We start from the raw sequence: 20,553 nt of genomic DNA, 5'->3' as shown, positions 1-20,553 counted from the left end.
CAAAGTCAACAGTTACAGGTGTTCTTCGGATAATATTAACGGCAGTTTAGGCTGCCGTTAATAAAATACTTTTATACGTTCATATTACAAGGCATCTATTATTTTCTTTTGCTCATTAAAAAACATCATCCTCTGTATCTCGCCACTCTGTGAGATCAGCGTGGAATGTCTCTTCAATGAATGAATCCATTTTTTCTGGTAATCACACATTTTACTATCTCGTGAATTCATCGAATTAATCGAATAAACCCGTAAAAAGCATATCTGGAATCCGACTTTTTCCACATAACTATACGTCGCTTCAAAATTTACGTTAGAAAGATAAACCGACAAGCTGTTTCCATTGTGGAACGATCCTTTTTCAGACAATATTTCCAACTCGTGTAAAAGCTGGTATAACTCCTTTTTCATGTCCTGCACGTCTGTCGTTGAAACCAGTCCCAATTCAGAGAAATACTTGATTTCTTTAACGAACGAAGTGAAGAGATTTTCATCTAAGATAAAGCAAGTCTTCTTGACGAGCCTTAAATCTTCAATTAATTCTTTCTGAACTTTTACTAATTTTTCTGGAAGAACGACATCGGACAAGGAGGTGGGAGTTCTCAAGTGTTCGTTCTGGTATAACCACCTGCCAATCCGGAACTTTGACAAATGTTCGTAAGGGGCGTAAAAGGTATAGGGAATCGTGTTCGATGCAGTCACGAACTCCGTCGTCGGGTCAGCCTTCACATAACGGAAAAGCCTCTGGTAACGCATCAGAATCTCGTAATAGGTATCCATGGGATCTGCAAGATCAAGCACGTTCAGATCAAACATTGCCCCTCCGGACATACTGTTACCGATAATCCTATCTAACGATATGCCCAACTGATTGGCAATGATCGCAACCTCACTGAACGTAAAAGCCACCTCTCCCCTCAATCTCCGATAAATTGCCTCCTTACTCATGCACAATATATCCATAAGAATATTAGCAAGATTACCCCCTTTAGGGGTAACCTCGCGCATCGTGCTGATGAATTCATTTACCACGGCTTTCTTCATAGGGGTATCATTCCTTAATCAAAAAAGTATTTACCTATAGAAAACTTAACTACTTTCTTAGCCGGAATTACCATGTTCTCCTTGCTATTCGGGTTATAACCGTTGCGCTCCTTACGTTCTCTGATAGTAAAAGAACCCAGTTTCAACAAGGATATCTTTTCTCCTTTTTTCAATGTTTCAGCCATTGTCCTGATCACAGCGTTTACAGCTTTAGCTGCTTCCACCTTACTAGTTCCGTTTTTTTCGGCCACTTTTTCAATTAATTCTCGTTTGTTCATCGTAAATGGTTTTTAAATTAATAAATAGAGTTTATGTTACATATCACGAAGCCGCACCCGGCGAATAATCACCAGATGCGGCTCGAATTATAATTGTATTTTTGTCCCATTGATTTGCACGTTTAAAATTCATACCATACAAGCGATATCTCGCTCACTAAACGGTACAAATATGAAGTATATTCTTCATAATTCTGTGCTACATTCAGGGTATCAACAATATACCAACTTTCTAATATCGTACTATATTTATATTTTAATTTATTTTATGCAACAAATAGTTTTTACTTCTGATAGAAATTTCATTAATCGAAACAAAAATGGAAATACATTTTCAAAAACAGCACTAACCTAAATACACAAACCTTCAACGATTTCCCGTTGTGTTTTAAAGAATTTAATACGTTGCATCTCCCCGCTTTGGGATATTAACGTGGAAAATTTCTTCAACGAATAAATCCATTCTTTCATACTGTTAAAAACTTGCTCGTCACGCGTCGCAAAAGAATTAATCGCAAAAACCCGGACCAAACTGATATGATAGGCAGAAGACGCCATATAACTATAGGTGGCTTCGAAGTTTATATTAGATATATATATAAAGACCTCCTGTCCCGTTTTGAATATTCCTCTCGTGGCAATCTCTTCCAGCTCATGGAGCAACTGGAGCAACTCCCTTTTCAATTTCTGAACATATTCTTGGGAGATCAGATGTATGCTGGCAAAATACCTGATGTCATTGATCAGATAAATAAACAATTTATTATCCCATATATACTCTGTGTACGGAAACTTCTGAGACTCCCGCACAAATTCTCTCTGTTTTTCCAAGAATTTATCCTCGATCTCCATATCCTCGAAATGCTTCTCTATATCAATCTTTTCAAACTGATACATCCACTTGAACATTCTAAATTTAGACAAAAGTTCATATTTTAAGTAAAAAGTCTGAGGAATGATGTTCGAGGCAGAACAAAGTTTCGAAGATGGGTCATGGTTCAAATCCCGGAAAATCTTCACGTAATTATCCACGATAGAATAATAGGTTTCCAATGGATCGGTTTGACGTACAATGTTCAGATCAAATATTGCATTCGAACTCACATTTGTTTCAGCCAGTTTATCCAACGACACACCCATTTTCCGAGAGATTGCGGCAGCCTCCGCTAACGTAAAAGGTACTTCTCCCCGTAATCTACGATAGACAGCCTCTTTACCTAAATATAAGATATCTATTAGCGTATTCGCCAAATTAGTACCATTCGGTAATTTTTCATTCATGGCTTTAACCAACTCGCTGTTGTAATTATAAGTTGTCATGATTTGAGGTTTGATTAATGCAACTATTTGATTTATCGTACGAGCCCTATTTACTTCTGTTGCGAAATACGAAATAAATATTTAGTAAAGGTAACAAAAATATCGGGAAACAAATCAATCCAAAATACAATTCTTTCATTAGAAAATATTTACTTCAAAAATACACCTTTACAGTCACCAATCCAAGCATTCCATTTGATACCTTTGTAACAACAAAAAAACAAAGCATGGGTTGGTAAAATGTTACAGAACCTGCGGATCTTATTTAATAGGAAAGAATATATTGGTCTGCACATATTAAACTAAAAACATTTCCTGAATGCCCCTCGGTATAACAAACGCCGATCCCCACATACACCTCTTACCGGGGGCATTCTTCAAAAAATTAACAAACTATCCTTGAATACCCTTCGGTTGTAACAAACGTCGATCCTCACACACACCTTCTAAACCGAGGGTATTCATTTACAAGATACATGCAGAAACCTATTCTAAATATTTATGAAATTGTGGATGCAATTGTTCATCCAACTCGTACAACTGGGGGATTCCCGTTGGAATCTCCAGATTGACAATCTCCTCGTCACTGATATCATCCAAATACTTGATTAATGCCCGCAAGCTATTCCCGTGGGCTGTTACCAAGACCGTTTTTCCCAAAAGCAACGAAGGTGCTATATAATCCTGCCAAAACGGGAGAACCCGCGTAATCGTCAATGCCAACGATTCCCCCAAAGGAAGAACGGCCGGGTCTACCTCCCTGTACTTATCCTCGAAAATAGCACAACGAGAATCATCCGGTTCCAACAATGGAGGTGTCACGTCAAAACTCCTTCGCCATACATGCACCTGTTCTTCTCCATATTTCTTTACCGTCTCTGCCTTATTTAATCCCTGTAACGCCCCGTAATGTCGCTCGTTCAAACGCCAATGATGAACTTCAGGCACCCACACCCGATCAACAACTTCTGCCAAGATGTGCTGCGTACGAATCGCACGTTTTAACACCGAAGAATAAGCCACATCAAAGAAAAGAGCATGCTTTTTGATCAGCTCTCCTGCCCGGCGTGCTTCTTGTTCACCTCGTTCACTCAGATCGACATCCGTCCACCCGGTAAACCTATTTTCCTTATTCCAGACACTTTCTCCATGTCGTACCAATATCAACTTGTACATAATTCTTTATTAATGAATTGTTGATAACGTATACGACAAGGGGAAGATAAAGGTTTAAACCCAATGAACTTTATACCTTACGAACCCTATAAACTTTATTCCGGTAACGTTAGGAATAATCCCATCACCCAATAAACCAAGCCGGACATCACGATAGTTGCCGGGATCGTAAGAATCCAAGCCGCAACAATATTCGTGGCCGTAGCCCACCGAACGGAAGCAACCCCTTTCGTGATTCCAACCCCGATGATAGAACCAGTAATTGTGTGAGTCGTACTCACAGGAATCCCCAATACGGCTGTCCCCATCAATGTCAAAGCTCCGGACGTCTCGGCACAGAATCCCTGCACGGGCTTCAAGCGAGCCAACCCATCACCTAAGGTCTTGATCACCTTCTTTCCCCCGATAATCGTACCTAAAGCAATAACCGAGTAGCAAGTAATAATCAACCAAACAGGAACGTGGAATTCCCCCGTATTCTCGTACAAGTAATCATTCACGAAAGTATTACTTCCCGCAACACTATATAATAAGATAGCAATAATCCCCATCGTTTTCTGTGCATCGTTAGCACCGTGTCCTAAACTGAATATAGCGGAAGAAAACAATTGCAATCCCTTAAACAACCCTTCCACTTTCATCGGATGCTTTTTACGAAATACGAGCATCGTGAGACACATCATAAAGAATCCCAGTATCATACCGATCAAAGGGGACAGCACGATAAAGATGGCTATCTTGAAAATCCCGGAAGCCACCAGAGCGTCACCCCCGAATGTAAACCATACCGGACCGATCAATCCCCCGATCAAAGCGTGCGACACACTGATAGGCATCCCGAAATGAGTACACAACCAAACCCAGATCACCGAACCGATCAAGGCGGCCAAAATAAGATATTCATTGATTTTAGAAGGATCCACTATTCCTTCACCCATCGTATGAGCCACGCTCACGCCAAAAATAAAGATAGCAGCAAAATTCCAGAAGGCAGCCCAACAAACGGCCATTGTAGGAGAAAATACACGTGTCGCCACGATCGTAGCGATCGAATTGGCCGCATCATTCATTCCGTTCAAAAAATCGAAAAGAAGAGCGATCACAATAGCTAAAAGAACGATTGTCAACATGGCGATCAGGCAAATTTAATAATAATACCTCTCACAATATCACCTACGTCTTTTGCCCGGTCGGTAGCATCTTCCAACACTTGACCGATATTCTTCAGTTTTACGAGCTCGATAGCGTCTTTCTCGTTCGCGAAAACATCACTCATAAATTGTTCATACAAATCGTCCACATCATGCTCGATCTGTTTAATACGAATACATTTTTCATTAATTTCTTGCGGTTTTTTCTGGATATACTCCAATCCATTCATAATATCCTTCAAGATACGCGCATCTTCCACGATACATTGCCCCATCGCAATCAATAGCTGGTTCACACATTTCGGACGGTACATCAACATTCGTTTTGCGGCATCGTGAATAAAATCTAGAAACGTGTCCATACGCCCACTCAACATGTTGATATCCTCACGATCGAAAGGGGTAACAAACGTCTTGTTTAGCTCCTCGTACAACTTAGCGGTAATCATATCTCCACTATGCTCATACTCCTTGACGTTCTTGTACAGTACTTTCTGTTTTTCAGGGTCATGCTCTTGTAATAACTCCACTAAAAACTTGGCAGCAGCCTCGATATTGGCAGCCTGCTCAATATACAAAGGATAAAACTTCTTTTCCTTTACCACAAACAATTGAAGAAATCGATCTATTTTCATATATTTATTGATTAGCACACAAATGTAGTATCCCTACGCGGATATGTATGTTAAAAAATATAAAACATACAATCTTTTTTTCCACACGTTAAAGCCGAGTAATAGAATTGATTTTTTCTCATGCAATCCATACAAAGATAATCGATGCTTATTCATCCAAATCAAAAATCATTAACTTTGCAACCTCAAAAATAAACATCATGTCTGACATTCCTGTCCTAATATCGGATTTGGCGATTATCTTATTTTCCGCCGGATTGATAACCATCCTTTTTAAATGGCTAAAACAACCTGTTGTGTTGGGATACATCATGGCAGGTATTATCGCGGGTCCCTACACGTTCGGTGGTCCAATGATCATGGATGCCGAGAACATTCATATCTGGGCTGACATCGGAGTCATATTCCTTCTGTTTGCCCTGGGGCTTGATTTTAGTTTCAAGAAACTCATGAACATCGGGGGAACAGCCATGATCAGTGCCCTCACCATCGTGGGAGCCATGATGATGTTGGGCTACATCACCGGATTATCACTCGGCTGGAGTCATATGGATAGTCTTTTCCTCGGGGGTATGCTTTCGATGTCGTCCACTACCATTATTTTCAAGGCATTTGACGACATGGGACTCCGCAATCAGCGTTTCGCGGGAGTCGTCTTCGGAATTCTTGTTGTGGAAGACCTCTTCGCCGTAGTTCTCATGGTATTACTTTCTACGTTAGCCGTCAGCAAACACTTTGAAGGCATGGAAATGGTCGATAGCATTTTAAAACTCATAGCTTTCCTCGTTTTCTGGTCTATTACCGGAATATTCCTAATCCCAACCTTTCTGAAAAAAACGAAACAATGGCTCAACGGGGAAACCTTATTAGTCGTATCACTCGGACTCTGTCTAGGCATGGTTCTACTTGCCGTAAAAGCGGGCTTCTCCTCTGCCTTGGGAGCTTTTGTCATGGGATCTATCTTAGCGGAAACCATCGAGGCTGAGAATATTGAACACCTCATTAAACCCGTAAAAGATCTCTTTGGAGCGATCTTTTTCGTATCGGTCGGGATGATGATCGATCCCGCCATGCTCGTCGAATACTGGTTCCCGATATTACTAATCACCATAGTCGTCATGGCCGGACAAATCACGTTTGCCGCATCCGGTGTTCTCCTGTCCGGACAAAGCCTGCGAATTGCCATTCAATCGGGATTCTCGTTAGCACAGATCGGTGAATTTGCCTTTATCATCGCAAGTCTCGGCACGACCCTGCACGTGACGGATAAATTTCTATATCCCATCGTGGTCACCGTCTCCGTTATCACCACCTTTTTCACTCCCTACATGATCCGCCTGGCAAACCCAGCTTACCAGTTCGTAACTAAACACCTGCCGACCCATTGGATTCATTTCCTTGACAGGTATAGCACGGGAACGAACACGATTCGCCATAAAAGCACATGGCTTCAGTTACTGAAAGTATTATGTCGCATCGTGATCACCTACACCATTCTGTCTGTCTTCACCATAGCTCTTTTCCTACAATATCTGACCCCGTTAATCCGCAAGGAACTTCCCGGACTACAGGGTAGCCTCGTTAGTGCCATTGCCATCCTGCTACTTATCTCACCCTTCTTACGGGCAATCATGATGAAAAAGAACCATTCGGAAGAATTTCAGCAGCTATGGAGTGACAGCAAATACAACCGAGGACCGCTTATTTCTCTCATCGTGCTACGGGTAGCGCTCTGCATCGGGATCGTGATGTTCGTCATATCCAGCCTCGTGAACGTTGCAGTCAGCCTCCTGTTGGTGATTGCCACCACGGTCATTCTGTTTTTCATTTATTCCAAACGGTTAAAAAAATACTCTATACAACTAGAACGCCGTTTCCTGCGTAACTTCACTGCCCGCCAACATGAACAGGAACGCAAGGCTCCCATCAAGCAACGCTTCGTTAAACACTTGCTCGATCGGGATCTTCACCTTGCAGACTTCGAAGTGTCGCAATCCTCTCCCAGCGTCGGCAAAACGCTAAAAGAATTGAATTTTCGTCAGACCTGCGGAGTCAGCGTGGTAACTATCATCCGGGGAGAAGAACGAATCAATATTCCCGGTGGGGAAGAACGCCTGTATCCTTTCGACCACATCATCGTGGCCGCCACGGACCAAGAAATTAATGTCTTCCGAGAGTTTGTTGAAAATCGCGTAGAAAAACGGAAACATGAACTTGAACAACAACGTCCTCCTGAAGTCAGTCTGGAACAGTTCACCATTGAGGCGAACACCCCACTCGTGGGACGCACCATCCGAGAATCCGGTATCCGTGATAAAGCCGCCTGCCTCGTCATCGGCATCGAACGCAACGGGACCTCCATTATGAACCCCGCCCCAGACACCACCTTCGAGACCGGAGACGTGGTTTGGATCGTTGGAGAAAAAGACAAATTACTCCATCTGGCTGCAGGAGAAACAATTTAATAATTAAAAATCCATGAATTTACGATTTATGATACCAAAAAACATTGACCTGCAAGCCAGAATCATAAATCGTAAATCATAAATCATAAATTACTTCATTCTATCTCCAACCCGAACAAGGCTTTCAATTCACTCACGGCAGGATTGATTTCGACAAAATGGTCAAATTTATCCTTAGCCGTAAAAAGTCGTCTTTTTTCCTCGCCATTTTCTGACTCCGTGTAAACTTGAACATGCAAGGTAATAAAACCATTATTCAACTTTTGGGCAAGAAACGAAAGCAAAGAAGGATGCATCTCCTCTATTTTGGACAATAAAAAATCATTATCAACCTCAAGTGTAATGACAAACCCCTGTACTTTTGGAGTATGGGAAGTCAAGGCAATCTTAACAGTCGTGTCTTCCTGAGAAGTTGCAACATAAGATTCTAAGGCGGAAATCACATCTGCCACCGTAAATTCACTCTGTGCCTTTACCCGGTTATCCTCAACTTTCCCTTCTTCCCGCTGAATCTGCATGCTATCCCGGGTCTCAGCCATCGCCATCTTCAATTTAAATGAACGTGGCGGTTCCGCTTTATTGACATTCGTTCTTCCGACAGGAGCTGAAGATGCTTTTTCCACAGGAGTCGTTGTTCCACCACCCGATTGTTGGAATTTCCCGTTAAAACCAGCTATCTTCAATAGCCCGGTAAACTCCTCTATACTAAGACTTTTTTTTTTAGTTCATTAATTTGGCACAACTTGATCAAGGTAAGTTCCACGCATAAACGCTTCTCCACACGCATTTTATACTGCATCTCGCATTGCTCGATCACTTTCAAGGCATCAAATATAAATTCGGGAGTTACAGTTTTCGCTTGTTTCAGGTAACGTTCTTTGATAGAAGCACTCACTTCCAACAATTGCACGGTAATCTCTTCTTTAGCAACCAATAGATCACGGAAATGACGTCCTAATCCGGAAACCAAATTACCGGCATCAAAACCTTTTTCCATAATCTCGTTAAAAAGCAAAAACGCCTCGGCCACTTTACCATCGTGGAATAAATCTGTCAACTTAAAATAGTAATCGTAATCCAACACATTCAGATTCTCGATCACCTTATCATAGGTCAAGTTTTTCCCGCAGAAACTCACAACTTGGTCGAAAATCGACAAAGCATCACGCATAGCCCCATCGGCCTTCTGTGCGATCACGTTCAACGCCTCTTCCTCTGCCTGTACTCCTTCCTTGACTGCAATTCGTTTTAGATGCTCGATCGTATCGGGTACTTTTATCCGGTTAAAATCGTAAATCTGACAACGTGATAAAATGGTCGGTAATATTTTATGCTTTTCGGTCGTTGCCAAAATAAAAATAGCATGGGCAGGCGGTTCTTCCAATGTTTTCAAGAAAGCGTTAAAAGCCGAGGCACTTAACATGTGTACCTCATCAATAATATACACGCTGTATTTCCCCACCTGTGGTAAGATGCGCACCTGATCAACCAAACCTCGAATATCATCCACACTATTGTTTGAGGCTGCATCCAACTCGTGAATGTTCAACGAACGCCCGCTATTAAACGCCTTGCATGACTCACACTCGTTGCAAGGCTCGGCATTCGGTTGTAGATTCATGCAATTAATCGTCTTGGCAAATATACGGGCACAAGTTGTTTTACCCACCCCACGAGGACCACAAAACAAATAAGCCTGAGCCAGTTGTTTATTAAGAATTGCATTCCTCAAAGTGGATGTAATCGAGTATTGCCCGATCACCGTGTCGAAACTTGCTGGTCTGTATTTACGTGCCGAAACAATAAAATTTTCCATGATAATCTATAACAAATTGTGATCCGGTACGATTATTACTGTACCGGATCACAAATTTATAAAGTAAAATGATTTATCAAGCCACAAAACCCAATAATTTTTCTATCACTCGAAACGATGTACTATTTCTCTTCTATAATTTTATAAACACCATCAATAACAACTCCCGGTTCGATATAAATATTTTTTGTCAAAATATTTCCTTTTATATGAGCCGGAACTTTCAAAGTCAGAGATTCCAATGCCACAATATTTCCTTTCACCCTACCGGAAATCAAAGCAGAAGAACACTTTACGTTTCCTTCGACTTGCCCTTCTTTAGAAATCACTACCCGTTCCGTTGTTATAACATTCCCTTTAAAATCGCAATCTATCCGAACTGCCCTTTCCGCACGTAAATCTCCGGTAATAGTCGTTTTGGTCGGCAAATTTATAAATGCATCAACCTGCACCTCTTCGTCAGATTCATTTCGATCTTTCTTTCTCTTTCTAAAAAACATACCTTTGATTAATCATTACATTCAACAAATGTTACGCAAGTGCTAGCATTCCCCACATCCAAGCCGACAGCCAACTGCGCAGCAGAACTTTTCAAAAACGCATCAGGATCAAGAGACTCTAAGTTAGCAAGTAAGCATTTCCCAATTTCGATTTTGAATGGAGACAATAACCATGAGACGCACATTTTTCCGGTTCCGGGTAAACAGATATAGACAAGAAGTTTCCGAATTCTTCTTTGATGCAATCTATCAAATCTTGATAATAAGCACCACCTCCGGCCACGAACATCTGATTACATTTACTAAAATCATCATCTGTAAACGCTTTTTTCAAACGAGGAGAGATAACGTCATTGTAGTACATTCTCAATACCTTCTTACGCAGATCCGCAACATCATGACGAACTCTATTTATTGTAACCCGACCTTCTTGAAACAAGACATCCAGTTGATGTTCCGTCTTCAAGTCCAAATAAAACTTCTTGGATAATTCATGTTCGAACAATTGTACCGCATAACGAACCCCGTTCATACTGACTGCAGAACGATTCACAATCCCAGAAGGAGTACTTACAACCGCCTCGCAAGTTCCAAATCCAAGACTTATCATGAAAAAATTACCTTGCGCACGTATACTTCCCTCCCGAACTGCCGTAATACACCCCACAATCTCCGGAATAACATCTACCTCTGCAATATTTATTTTCTTTGTTTCCAATCCAGCTTGGCCAAATGTTCCACCATCAAAAGTGATCGTTTGCTCCGTTCCTATTATTTTTCGAACTTCATCTCGATACAGCATATATGTAGAGAACGGGAAACCCACGGTCAAATTCATGGCAAAGTCACCTTGAGAAGCCGCCAGTAACAAACCGGCTTTCAACAACAATTGATATTCTTCCTCAGTAGGAGCTGAATTGATATTTTTATGAGGGGAATAACCTTCCCGCAAAGCTAAATTTCCAACAATATAATCGTTTTCGTTAATCTTTATTTTTATTCCATCCAAAAGATTGTTTGCAACATTTGAAAGTTCTTGATTTGTAAACTCATAGGTGCTTGGGAAACAGTATGACTTCATCATATACTTTTAGTTATTATTTATTTTGTTAAACGATCGTTTTTCTGAAATACAAATATAAGCAATTTTCGCAAATTGCGAATGAAAAGGTTTATTTTTTCGAAACTAAGAATCAACGTGTTGTGTTGATCTATTATTCGAAATAATATTTCGTTGCATTTATATTATTAGACAACCTTTCATGCTTCACTTAATTCACCACTTTTACACGTGCTGAACTGGTCAAACTCCCTCCCCTTAGAAGTACTCCCTCTACTAGATTTTTTCCAAATCCGTTTTAGCGATCCATCCTTCGTTTCCATCGGCTAAACGAACATTGTACCAATCTCCAAGAGTTCCAATAACCTGCACTTTTAGTCCTTCATGAATCACGAACAATTCGGTCCCGCTATTATCCGGAGCCCCGCGTACCACCACGCTGGGAGTCATTACAATTCCGCTATCCCTATCGGTCATCCGGTGATATTGCTTCAACGCAAAGAAAATGGTCATCACGGACACCAACAACATGATTATCCCTAAAGTAAACCAACTTTTCTTTAAAGATATAGATGTTGCATGGAAGAACAAGGCTGCCATAATCAGAAACCCTATAAAAAGAATAACAGACACGTACGCCCATTGATCAGCCGTAAAAGCAGTCACAAAAGCATTATACCAACGTACCAGGAAAAGTTCCGGTAACACCTTGATGTTATCAACCGTGGCCTTTTGCGCCATCGTCAGATTATATTTTATATCATTATCACCTGGGTGCAACAACAAAGCACGCTCGTAATTCAATATGGCTTTCGCAATCTCCCCTTGTTTGTAATAACAATTTCCCAAATTATAATACACGGTCGCAGACTCCATATCATCAGACAACATCTCGTTATACAAATCAATCGCTTTCTGATAGTCGCCTTCTTGATACATTTTAGTTGCCTCCTCCGCCAGCGCCTTTACATCAGTGGCATAAGTTGCCACACCGGATAAGAGCAATATCAATATTATATATATCCTTTTCATTCTTTTCAACTTTTAGTTTTTAGTTCTTAGCTTTTAGCTTTTAACTTTTAGTTTTTAGTTTTCATATCGCTTTATCCAATTTCGTGATAATGGATATACTATCCTTGTACACGCTATCCATCTCTTCACCCTGATTAGCACCCGGGGCATAGCGAGCATACTCGCAATGATCAAGCACCTCGATAAAACTCTGAATTAACGCCGCATTTGTCCCCCGACGAGTCAAGTGATCACTAATATTATCCCGATTCAATTCTGAGGCAGCAATGTTCAATTTATAACTTACATATCCCCACAAAGCATTTAATGTCTCTTGATAGAACAACTCGGAATTTCCGGCTTTCATCGCAACTGCAGCTGCACGTAAACGTTTCTGAGCCATTTTATTCGCCGTCTTACTCTTTACCCGTACCAAATCGGCATTTGCCTTGATCCGACGACGATTAAGAATCATCCCTACCACGAAAAGTACAAACGGGATCAAAAAACTCAACCAGTATTCCATCGTGGCAAAATACAACACGCCTTTCAGCCGGAGATCATCCTTATGGGTCTTGATATAGCGAATATCCTGCCCCAACATCCTGACATCTTCTTTCTTGAATGACTGTAAAGCTGCTTCTCCGGATCCTTGACTGCCTTCATTTCCCTTTTCAACCCGAACAGCGTACTCTTTTCCTTTCAACATCTTATAAGCACCGGCCTGAGGATCAAAATAAGAATACTGCACGGCAGGAATCTTGTAATCACCCGCGTAGCGAGGTATCACGAGATATTCAAAGGTGACAGTTCCAGACGTCCCGCTTAGATCCCGGGTTACTTTCGGATCATACACATCAAAATCATGCGGGAAAGTAATTTTCGGAGCCTCCAACAATTTCATGTTCCCATTCCCACGTAATACGACCTTATACGTCAAAGCATCATTCGCCTTTAAAGTATCCGTTGATATAGAAGTCGTCATGGCAAGAGTTCCCACCATACCGCTAAATCCTAACGGCTTCCCAGCTTCGGGTAAGGGTTTCACGGTAATTTTCACAGGTTGGCTCTTGCAGAGTACACGGACATCACGGGAATTTCCGAAGAATTCATCAAAAATACTACCACCGCGACTACCCACTCGCTGGCGGACGAGACAATACAATTCATAAGGCTCGATCGTCAATGTCCCGGCATGTTGCGGAAAAAGAATTGTTTTTTGTAACACGCCTACCCGATCGTATATTTTCCCGTTATACTCCTCTCGTTCCAATTGTATCTGGGGAATCTTCACGTCTTCAGTCAGAAACCCATCAAAAGGCGGAAACTTTTTCCCCTGTACATCAACCAGATTTACCCGGGCATATACTTTTAACGTGGCGGTCAAACTCTCTCCCACGTAAAGGGAGTTACGACTCACTTCCATGCGTATGAATAAATCATCATCCGTAATCGAAGTACTTCCCCGACTCTCAGAAATATCCCCGGAACTTTGGGCATTACTCCGAGGTTTCCCTGAACCCTTGATTACTTTTATCTTCAAGGGCTGGGACTTATACTCTTTACCGTTCACCGTAATCGTGGCAGGCTCGATCGTAAACTCTCCTTCTTCCTGCCCCTCCAAAATATAAGTATACGTGTACTCTTGATTTTGCTTCATATCACCATTGATAATCGTGATATTAGAAGACGTGCTCAACGACGGCCCTGCCAGTAAATCAAATCCTTTTATCGTGGGCACCTGTAAGTTCTCCCCCTTGGCGTTCAACACGAAGGAAAGACGGAATTGTTCCCCGACTTCCACAACGGAAGGTGCGGAGGCAACAAATTCTGTCTTTTGGGCAAATAACTTAGACCCACCAAAAACGCATAATAACAATATGATAATGAATGACTTCATTTGTTTATCTTTTAATTCTTTATTATCCTTCTGAAAAACGTACAAAATTACCAGTTTTTCTCAATCTTCATCTTCTTTGCCTTTTGAGCTTGAACTTTATCTTTCTGTACCTTTTCTTGTGTTTTCTTTTCGTCCGCTTCCAAGGCCTCTAACAAACGTTGGGCATCTTCTTTCGAGATTTTAGGCTGAGCTTGTTGTTCCTGCTGTTGTTGATCCTTATTCTGCTGGTCTTTATTCTGTTGATCTTTATTCTGATCTTGGTTTTGCTTATCTTGATCCTGTTTATCTTTATCTTGCTGATCCTTATTCTGATCTTGCTGGTCTTTATTTTGATCTTTATTATCGTCCTTATTTTGGTCTTTGTTCTGATCCTGTTTTTGATCTTGATTTTGATTTTGTTGATCCTTATTCTGATCCTTATTCTGATCTTGGTTTTGATCCTGATTTTGTTGATCTTGCTTCTGCTTACGAGCAAATTCCAGGTTATATTTTGTCTCTTGAGAATTCGGACGATTCCTCAACGACTGTTTATAAGCCTCGATACTTTCATCCAACTTATTCATAGCCAAAAGAGTATTCCCGATATTGTGATACAACTCTCCTAACTTTTCCTTGTCCTTTTCATTCTGGGCCAACGATTGGAACTGTTGCAATGCCTCGTCAAACTTCTTCTGTTTATAGAGCGCATCCCCCAAATTAAACGCTCCCTCGTATGATTTTACCTCCGTATCCAAAGCCTTACGGTACTCCACTTCTGCCTTTTCAAAATCCTGTTTATTAAACAGATCATTTCCTTCCCGGATAAACTTTCGCTCCTGTTGTGCAACCGACGGAAAACTTATAACTACAGCTGCTATCAGCGTTATCAATATCTTCACCATAATATCTCGTTTAAAATTTACCGATTCGTTTCAACATTTTTCGTCTCGCTTCCAAATATATTGATCTTCAAGAAATTCTTGTTTTTACGGCCCAATACCATAAAATCTAGCAACACGAATATCAACGCCATAATCAAAAAATACTGATATTTTTCAGCATAATCACTAAACACCCGCTCTTCCAACAACGTCTTATCCATTCGATCAATCTCATCCAACAACGTGTTTAGCCCCACGTTCGAATTGCTTGCCCGCACGAATATCCCCTCTCCGGCCTTGGCTATCTCCTTCAACGTCTCCTCGTCCAACTTGGAGATGATCGGGTTACCACTTCCATCTCTCATGTATTGTCCCGGATTTCCCTTTTCTGGAATCGGTCCTCCTTGTGCCAACCCCATCCCGATCGTGTGTACATAAATACCTTTCTCCCGGGCTGCTCTAGCCGCGGCAACCGCATCATCCTGATGATTTTCTCCATCCGTGATCACGATAATCGCTTTCGAAGCCTCCGTGTCCGGGGTGAATGATTTGGCAGCCAAGTCTATTGCCGTTCCTATCGCCGTACCCTGTATCGGGACAATATCGGTGTTAATTCCCGATAAAAACAACTTAGCTGAAGAATAATCCGTCGTGATCGGCAATTGCACGTAAGCATCCCCTGCAAACACGATCAACCCGACTTTATCATCACTCAATTTTTCCACCATGCGGGAAATAGCTTGTTTTGCCGCGTCCAACCGACTAGGTTTTATATCCTGCGCCATCATGGAATTCGACACATCCAATGCAATAATCAACTCCACGCCCTCTTTCTTTACCTGCTGCAATTTTGACCCGAATTGAGGACCTGCAACCCCAAGAATGACGAAAAACAAAGCTATCAGAACAAGCACAAACTTCAACGTCTCCCGCTTATAAGATTGCAATGGCATCAATGTCGCCAATAATTCAGGACTCCCAAATTCAGCAATCGCTTTTTTCTTCCGAATCCTTGCTACCACGTAAAAAACAATTAACAAGGGTATAATAATCAGCAAGTATAATAATTCAGGATGTGCAAATCTAAACATAACCGTTTCAATTTTAAATTTAATGATTTTAGATTTCAAATTTTGGATTGTACCAATCTACAATCTAAAATTTTCAATTAAGGGATTTTCCTCAATAACGTATATCGACCTAAAGCCTCCACGATCAGTAACAAAGCCCCGATCAAAGCAAAATAGAAATACTGTTCATTCTTACGACTGAAATGTTTCACTTCTACTTTACTCTTCTCTAATTGATCAATCTCCTGATAAATTTGCTCCAGTTTCTTGTTATCTGTTGCCCGGAAATATTTACCACCCGTCATATTGGCAATCTGGGTCAATATATCCTCATCTATCTCAACCGGCATACGCTGCAATTGCGTCCCAAAAGGTGTCTGCACGGGATAGGGAGCCTCGCCTAAAGATCCGACCCCGATCGTGTAAACCCGGATGCCAAAAGTTTTTGCCAATTCTGCCGCTGTTATCGGTGCAATTGCCCCTCGGTTATTAACTCCATCCGTCAAAAGAATTATCACCTTGGATTTCGCCTTACTATCTTTCAAACGATTCACTGCGTTCGCCAACCCAAGACCAATGGCCGTTCCATCCTCAATCATCCCGCTATGAATATCCTTCATCACGTTGACTAACACGGCTTGATCCGTTGTCAAAGGACTTTGTGTGAAACTTTCCCCACTAAAAACAACCAACCCGATACGATCCTGAGGACGTTCCAATATAAACTTAGTTGCCACCTCCTTGGCTGCTTCCAAACGGTCGGGAGTAAAATCTCGTGCTAACATACTACCGGAAATATCCAATGCCAACATAATATCAATCCCCTCGCTATTATAGGTCTGCCAACTCGTGCTGGATTGCGGTCTAGCCAACGCCAGAACCAAAAATAGAATGGCCAAAACCCGAGCTGCAAACAACAAATGGCGTAACCAGATCCGACTTCCCCGTTTCATTTGCTTGAACACCCGAATTGAAGAAAACTTCAAATCAGCATGCGAGCGTTTCTCCTTGAATATGTACCAGACAATCATTGGTATCAGCACCAACAACAACCAAAAGTACTCGGGATTTGCAAATTCATATCCAAACATATCTTCTATTTTAGATTTAATAATTTCAGATTTAAGATTTTGATTACAAACGAACCATAAATCACAAATCGTAAATCATAAATTAATTTTCTTTGTCTTTCTCCCCTCCGGCTTCTTTCTCCGCCTTTTCTCTCGCCTCCCTCTCCTGCTGTTCTTTCAGCTCCCGCTCCAGACGTTCTTTCTCATGCTCGGCTCGAATTGTATCATTCGTTTCCTGTACAAAATCATAGGCAATATCCAAATTTCGGATATTCTCATCCTGCAATGGTTCCGCTTTGGCAAACTTCACGAAATCAGCCGTTTCAAACATATCTGCCAACTTATCCCTTTGTTTGGCATCTACTTGCTCACACTCCTCCAAAGCCTTCAACGTCTCAAAAGAAGTCTGTTCCATGGCTGAAATTCCCAATTCTCCATCCAAATAATTCCGAATCGTGTCTGTTAACTGCGTGTAATACTCTTTAGTCTTTCCACTCTGCCACAACTTCTCCTTCTTGATCTCCTCCAAAGCCTTCATGGCCAACACGTACGGTGGAATTGCAGGTTTCTCATGATGGAAAAGACTCTTGCGGGATTTCCGAACTTTTATAATCCAGACAACCAGAAGAATCACCACGACTCCCAACAACGTCCATAACAAATAAGGCAATATCTCGGCAAATGTCCATGGGGCAGCCAACGGCATCACGATGTCATAATTCCCTTTCTGCTGATCGACCACGAAAGTATTCACGATCAAGTGTAACGGATCCGTCCGAAGCGTGTTATTATAACTTTCCTGTTGAATCTCGATAGGCATTGGCGGAATCACGAACACGCCCGAATCAAAAGAAGTTATCACGTAACTCTCCTGCACGAGCACCCGCCCGTCCTTTTCCATGATAGAATCACGAACTGGTCCGGATATAATCTCGATCCCTTGCACTATCGTATCCTTCAACTGAGGAAACGCCACCTTCACTCCCGGTTCAGCCTTTACCTTCATCCGGAAATGAATCTGATCCCCGATCAGTATATAATTTGTGTCAATCTCGGCACTATATTCTCGATTCTGTGCTTTCAATGCAGTGACACAACCCAGTAGAACAATTACGAATAGAATAATTCTATTTTTCATTTTAATTCTCCATTTTCAATGTTCAATTAATACCCGGCCCCTCTTTTCTTGAATAACGTGATCAATGCTCTCACGTAATCTTCATCAGCGCTGATAGATGCCATATCGACACCGGCGTGTTTGAATATCCGATCCAGCTCTTTGTCACGCTCGATACCATACGCCTCGAACTCGTCCCGCACTTTCTTATCGGAAGTATCCACCCAAACACTTTCTCCCGTCTCAGCATCCGTCAAGTACATCATCCCGACAGGAGGCAATATCTTCTCTCTCCGATCATATAATTGCAAAGCCACCACATCATGCTTCTTATTGGCAATAATCAACGGGTGTTCGAAATCGTGATCGTCCATGAAATCGGAAATCAAAAAACAAGTACACCGCTTCTTAATAGCATTTGTCAAATATTGCAACGCTACAGAAATATTCGTTTCCTTGTGCTCCGGATAAAAATCCACCAATTCCCGAATGATATGCAAAATATGTGTTCGTCCCTTCTTGGGCGGAATAAATTTCTCAATCCGGTCAGAAAAGAAGATCACGCCAATCTTATCGTTGTTCTGGATAGCAGAGAAAGCCAGCACGGCCGCAATCTCGGTAATCTGATTCTTTTTCAATTTCGATACCGAGCCGAAATTACGCGAGGCACTCACATCAATCAACAGCATCACCGTCAACTCACGTTCTTCCTCGAATATCTTCACATAAGGATGGTTGTAACGAGCGGTCACGTTCCAGTCAATACTCCGGATATCATCCCCGTATTGATAAGCTCGCACCTCGCTAAACGTCATTCCCCGACCTTTAAAAGCCGTGTGATACTCCCCCGCGAAGATATTGCTCGATAATCCCCGAGTCTTTATCTCTATCTGCCTGACACGTTTTAATAAATCTGAAGTCTCCACCTTATTAATTTTAGATTTATAGATTTTAAATTCACTCTAAATCACATTGAAATCTCAGATTGAAAACATGTCATTTCCAATCTTCAATTTTCAATCTTCAATTTCTAAGGCACTTCAACCGTATTCAGAATTTCACTGATAATATCCTCACTAGTTAAATTGTTGGCTTCTGCCTCGTAGCTTAAACCGATACGATGACGCAAAACATCGTGACAAACAGCACGGACATCTTCCGGAATCACATATCCGCGACGCTTGATGAAAGCGTATGCCTGTGCAGCCTTAGCCAAACTGATACTAGCACGAGGCGATGCCCCGTAAGCAATCATGGAAACAAATTTCTCCAAACCATGCTCTTGCGGATAACGGGTTGCAAACACGATATCAACAATATATTTCTCGATCTTCTCGTCCAAGTAAACCTCCTTCACCACTTCACGAGCCCTTAAAATATCTTCCGGCTGCAAGATCGTGTTAGATTGGGGATAGATTTTCTCCAAATTTTGACGAACAATCAACTTTTCTTCATCTTTTTTCGGGTAATCAATCACCACTTTCAACATGAAACGGTCAACCTGAGCCTCGGGAAGAGGATAAGTACCTTCCTGCTCGATCGGGTTCTGGGTTGCCATGACCAAAAATGGCTCTTCCAACTTATAAGTCATATCCCCGATAGTCACTTGACGTTCCTGCATGGCCTCCAACAAAGCCGATTGCACCTTTGCCGGAGCTCGGTTAATCTCATCCGCCAGAATAAAGTTTGCAAAAATCGGTCCCTTCTTTACCACAAACTCTTCTCTCTTCTGAGAATAAATCATCGTACCGATAACATCGGCCGGCAACAAATCCGGGGTAAACTGGATTCGACTAAATTTAGCATTAATAATATGTGCTAGTGTATTTATCGCCAAGGTCTTCGCCAAACCGGGAACCCCCTCCAACAAAATATGTCCATTAGAAAGCATACCGATCATCAGTCCTTCCACCAAGTGTTTCTGTCCAACGATCACTTTGTTCATCTCCATGCTAATCATATCCACAAAAGAACTCTCTTGTTGTATGCGCTCGTTCAATGCTTTGATATCAACCGTATTCATATCATTGATTTTTATATTGATTTATATTACTACTTCGTCTAACGTCAAATATTCCTC

The 20,553-nt window shown here is 41.6% G+C and carries 18 protein-coding genes and 1 pseudogene; 1 reads left to right on the top strand and 18 read right to left on the bottom strand.

Features of this window, described 5'->3' with window-relative positions; genetic code table 11:
* Positions 1 to 84: 84 nt before the first annotated feature.
* The 6 genes from D8S85_RS20815 to D8S85_RS20790 all read right to left on the bottom strand — a co-directional run bounded on the left by D8S85_RS20815 (position 85) and on the right by D8S85_RS20790 (position 5,604).
* On the bottom strand, positions 85 to 1,044 hold the full coding sequence (locus tag D8S85_RS20815) for a hypothetical protein (protein ID WP_172726553.1): 960 nt from the start codon (positions 1,042 to 1,044) through the stop codon (positions 85 to 87).
* A gap of 14 nt (positions 1,045 to 1,058) precedes the next feature.
* Complete coding sequence (locus D8S85_RS20810; protein WP_106624201.1) at positions 1,059 to 1,322, bottom strand: HU family DNA-binding protein; 264 nt, start codon at positions 1,320 to 1,322, stop codon at positions 1,059 to 1,061.
* Positions 1,323 to 1,673: 351 nt separating this feature from the next.
* Entirely contained in the window at positions 1,674 to 2,642 is a 969-nt protein-coding gene (locus tag D8S85_RS20805) for a helix-turn-helix domain-containing protein (RefSeq protein ID WP_106624200.1), read from the bottom strand.
* A 486-nt stretch (positions 2,643 to 3,128) separates the two neighbouring features.
* Positions 3,129 to 3,818, bottom strand: coding sequence for a 2,3-diphosphoglycerate-dependent phosphoglycerate mutase (gpmA, locus tag D8S85_RS20800; protein WP_106624199.1), 690 nt, complete (start codon positions 3,816 to 3,818; stop codon positions 3,129 to 3,131).
* A gap of 95 nt (positions 3,819 to 3,913) precedes the next feature.
* Positions 3,914 to 4,948, bottom strand: coding sequence for an inorganic phosphate transporter (locus D8S85_RS20795; RefSeq protein WP_127075676.1), 1,035 nt, complete (start codon positions 4,946 to 4,948; stop codon positions 3,914 to 3,916).
* 5 nt (positions 4,949 to 4,953) lie between these two features.
* Positions 4,954 to 5,604, bottom strand: a complete 651-nt coding sequence (locus D8S85_RS20790) for a DUF47 domain-containing protein (protein ID WP_106624197.1) — start codon at positions 5,602 to 5,604, stop codon at positions 4,954 to 4,956.
* A 200-nt stretch (positions 5,605 to 5,804) separates the two neighbouring features.
* Here D8S85_RS20790 and D8S85_RS20785 point away from each other — a divergent pair, with 200 nt between their 5' ends.
* Positions 5,805 to 8,069 carry a cation:proton antiporter domain-containing protein gene (locus D8S85_RS20785; protein WP_106624196.1) on the top strand — a complete coding sequence of 755 codons (2,265 nt, stop codon included), beginning with the start codon at positions 5,805 to 5,807 and terminating at the stop codon, positions 8,067 to 8,069.
* A gap of 95 nt (positions 8,070 to 8,164) precedes the next feature.
* On the opposite strand, the gene D8S85_RS20780 is transcribed toward D8S85_RS20785, so the two are convergent.
* From D8S85_RS20780 to D8S85_RS20725, 12 genes and pseudogenes are all read right to left on the bottom strand, one after another.
* Positions 8,165 to 8,752: a hypothetical protein gene (locus D8S85_RS20780; protein ID WP_106624195.1), complete on the bottom strand. Its 588-nt coding sequence runs from the start codon at positions 8,750 to 8,752 to the stop codon at positions 8,165 to 8,167.
* A 47-nt stretch (positions 8,753 to 8,799) separates the two neighbouring features.
* Positions 8,800 to 9,885 (bottom strand): annotated as a pseudogene (locus D8S85_RS20775) (DNA polymerase III subunit gamma/tau); the annotation flags it as partial.
* Between the two features lie 122 nt (positions 9,886 to 10,007).
* Positions 10,008 to 10,385 carry a bactofilin family protein gene (locus tag D8S85_RS20770; protein ID WP_106624193.1) on the bottom strand — a complete coding sequence of 126 codons (378 nt, stop codon included), beginning with the start codon at positions 10,383 to 10,385 and terminating at the stop codon, positions 10,008 to 10,010.
* A gap of 118 nt (positions 10,386 to 10,503) precedes the next feature.
* On the bottom strand, positions 10,504 to 11,469 hold the full coding sequence (locus tag D8S85_RS20765) for a ParM/StbA family protein (RefSeq protein WP_127075674.1): 966 nt from the start codon (positions 11,467 to 11,469) through the stop codon (positions 10,504 to 10,506).
* A 252-nt stretch (positions 11,470 to 11,721) separates the two neighbouring features.
* Positions 11,722 to 12,477 carry a tetratricopeptide repeat protein gene (locus tag D8S85_RS20760; RefSeq protein WP_106624191.1) on the bottom strand — a complete coding sequence of 252 codons (756 nt, stop codon included), beginning with the start codon at positions 12,475 to 12,477 and terminating at the stop codon, positions 11,722 to 11,724.
* A gap of 61 nt (positions 12,478 to 12,538) precedes the next feature.
* Positions 12,539 to 14,356 carry a BatD family protein gene (locus tag D8S85_RS20755; protein WP_127075672.1) on the bottom strand — a complete coding sequence of 606 codons (1,818 nt, stop codon included), beginning with the start codon at positions 14,354 to 14,356 and terminating at the stop codon, positions 12,539 to 12,541.
* Positions 14,357 to 14,403: 47 nt separating this feature from the next.
* Positions 14,404 to 15,237 carry a tetratricopeptide repeat protein gene (locus D8S85_RS20750; protein WP_106624190.1) on the bottom strand — a complete coding sequence of 278 codons (834 nt, stop codon included), beginning with the start codon at positions 15,235 to 15,237 and terminating at the stop codon, positions 14,404 to 14,406.
* A 17-nt stretch (positions 15,238 to 15,254) separates the two neighbouring features.
* Positions 15,255 to 16,307, bottom strand: a complete 1,053-nt coding sequence (locus D8S85_RS20745; protein WP_106624189.1) for a VWA domain-containing protein — start codon at positions 16,305 to 16,307, stop codon at positions 15,255 to 15,257.
* Between the two features lie 77 nt (positions 16,308 to 16,384).
* Positions 16,385 to 17,377, bottom strand: a complete 993-nt coding sequence (locus D8S85_RS20740; RefSeq protein ID WP_106624188.1) for a vWA domain-containing protein — start codon at positions 17,375 to 17,377, stop codon at positions 16,385 to 16,387.
* Positions 17,378 to 17,459: 82 nt separating this feature from the next.
* Positions 17,460 to 18,494 (bottom strand): hypothetical protein, encoded by a 1,035-nt coding sequence (locus D8S85_RS20735; protein WP_106624187.1) that lies wholly within the window; start codon positions 18,492 to 18,494, stop codon positions 17,460 to 17,462.
* Positions 18,495 to 18,520: 26 nt separating this feature from the next.
* Positions 18,521 to 19,399 carry a DUF58 domain-containing protein gene (locus tag D8S85_RS20730; RefSeq protein ID WP_106624186.1) on the bottom strand — a complete coding sequence of 293 codons (879 nt, stop codon included), beginning with the start codon at positions 19,397 to 19,399 and terminating at the stop codon, positions 18,521 to 18,523.
* Between the two features lie 104 nt (positions 19,400 to 19,503).
* Positions 19,504 to 20,496, bottom strand: coding sequence for an AAA family ATPase (locus tag D8S85_RS20725; RefSeq protein ID WP_106624185.1), 993 nt, complete (start codon positions 20,494 to 20,496; stop codon positions 19,504 to 19,506).
* Positions 20,497 to 20,553: the final 57 nt, after the last annotated feature.

Origin of the sequence: Butyricimonas faecalis (assembly GCF_003991565.1) — a bacterium.
GTDB classification, from domain to species: domain Bacteria; phylum Bacteroidota; class Bacteroidia; order Bacteroidales; family Marinifilaceae; genus Butyricimonas; species Butyricimonas faecalis.
Note: the sequence above shows the minus strand (reverse complement) of the source record. Positions and strands in the feature narration are given on the sequence as shown.

What these genes read in the sequence shown, in the direction of transcription:
- D8S85_RS20725 (WP_106624185.1), bottom strand. Translation starts at nt 20,496, where the DNA reads ATGAATACGGTTGATATCAAAGCATTGAACGAGCGCATACAACAAGAG.
- D8S85_RS20760 (WP_106624191.1), bottom strand. Translation starts at nt 12,477, where the DNA reads ATGAAAAGGATATATATAATATTGATATTGCTCTTATCCGGTGTGGCA.
- D8S85_RS20765 (WP_127075674.1), bottom strand. Translation starts at nt 11,469, where the DNA reads ATGATGAAGTCATACTGTTTCCCAAGCACCTATGAGTTTACAAATCAA.
- D8S85_RS20810 (WP_106624201.1), bottom strand. Translation starts at nt 1,322, where the DNA reads ATGAACAAACGAGAATTAATTGAAAAAGTGGCCGAAAAAAACGGAACT.
- D8S85_RS20740 (WP_106624188.1), bottom strand. Translation starts at nt 17,377, where the DNA reads ATGTTTGGATATGAATTTGCAAATCCCGAGTACTTTTGGTTGTTGTTG.
- D8S85_RS20785 (WP_106624196.1), top strand. Translation starts at nt 5,805, where the DNA reads ATGTCTGACATTCCTGTCCTAATATCGGATTTGGCGATTATCTTATTT.
- D8S85_RS20795 (WP_127075676.1), bottom strand. Translation starts at nt 4,948, where the DNA reads ATGTTGACAATCGTTCTTTTAGCTATTGTGATCGCTCTTCTTTTCGAT.
- D8S85_RS20750 (WP_106624190.1), bottom strand. Translation starts at nt 15,237, where the DNA reads ATGGTGAAGATATTGATAACGCTGATAGCAGCTGTAGTTATAAGTTTT.
- D8S85_RS20755 (WP_127075672.1), bottom strand. Translation starts at nt 14,356, where the DNA reads ATGAAGTCATTCATTATCATATTGTTATTATGCGTTTTTGGTGGGTCT.
- D8S85_RS20790 (WP_106624197.1), bottom strand. Translation starts at nt 5,604, where the DNA reads ATGAAAATAGATCGATTTCTTCAATTGTTTGTGGTAAAGGAAAAGAAG.
- gpmA (WP_106624199.1), bottom strand. Translation starts at nt 3,818, where the DNA reads ATGTACAAGTTGATATTGGTACGACATGGAGAAAGTGTCTGGAATAAG.
- D8S85_RS20805 (WP_106624200.1), bottom strand. Translation starts at nt 2,642, where the DNA reads ATGACAACTTATAATTACAACAGCGAGTTGGTTAAAGCCATGAATGAA.
- D8S85_RS20815 (WP_172726553.1), bottom strand. Translation starts at nt 1,044, where the DNA reads ATGAAGAAAGCCGTGGTAAATGAATTCATCAGCACGATGCGCGAGGTT.
- D8S85_RS20770 (WP_106624193.1), bottom strand. Translation starts at nt 10,385, where the DNA reads ATGTTTTTTAGAAAGAGAAAGAAAGATCGAAATGAATCTGACGAAGAG.
- D8S85_RS20745 (WP_106624189.1), bottom strand. Translation starts at nt 16,307, where the DNA reads ATGTTTAGATTTGCACATCCTGAATTATTATACTTGCTGATTATTATA.
- D8S85_RS20735 (WP_106624187.1), bottom strand. Translation starts at nt 18,494, where the DNA reads ATGAAAAATAGAATTATTCTATTCGTAATTGTTCTACTGGGTTGTGTC.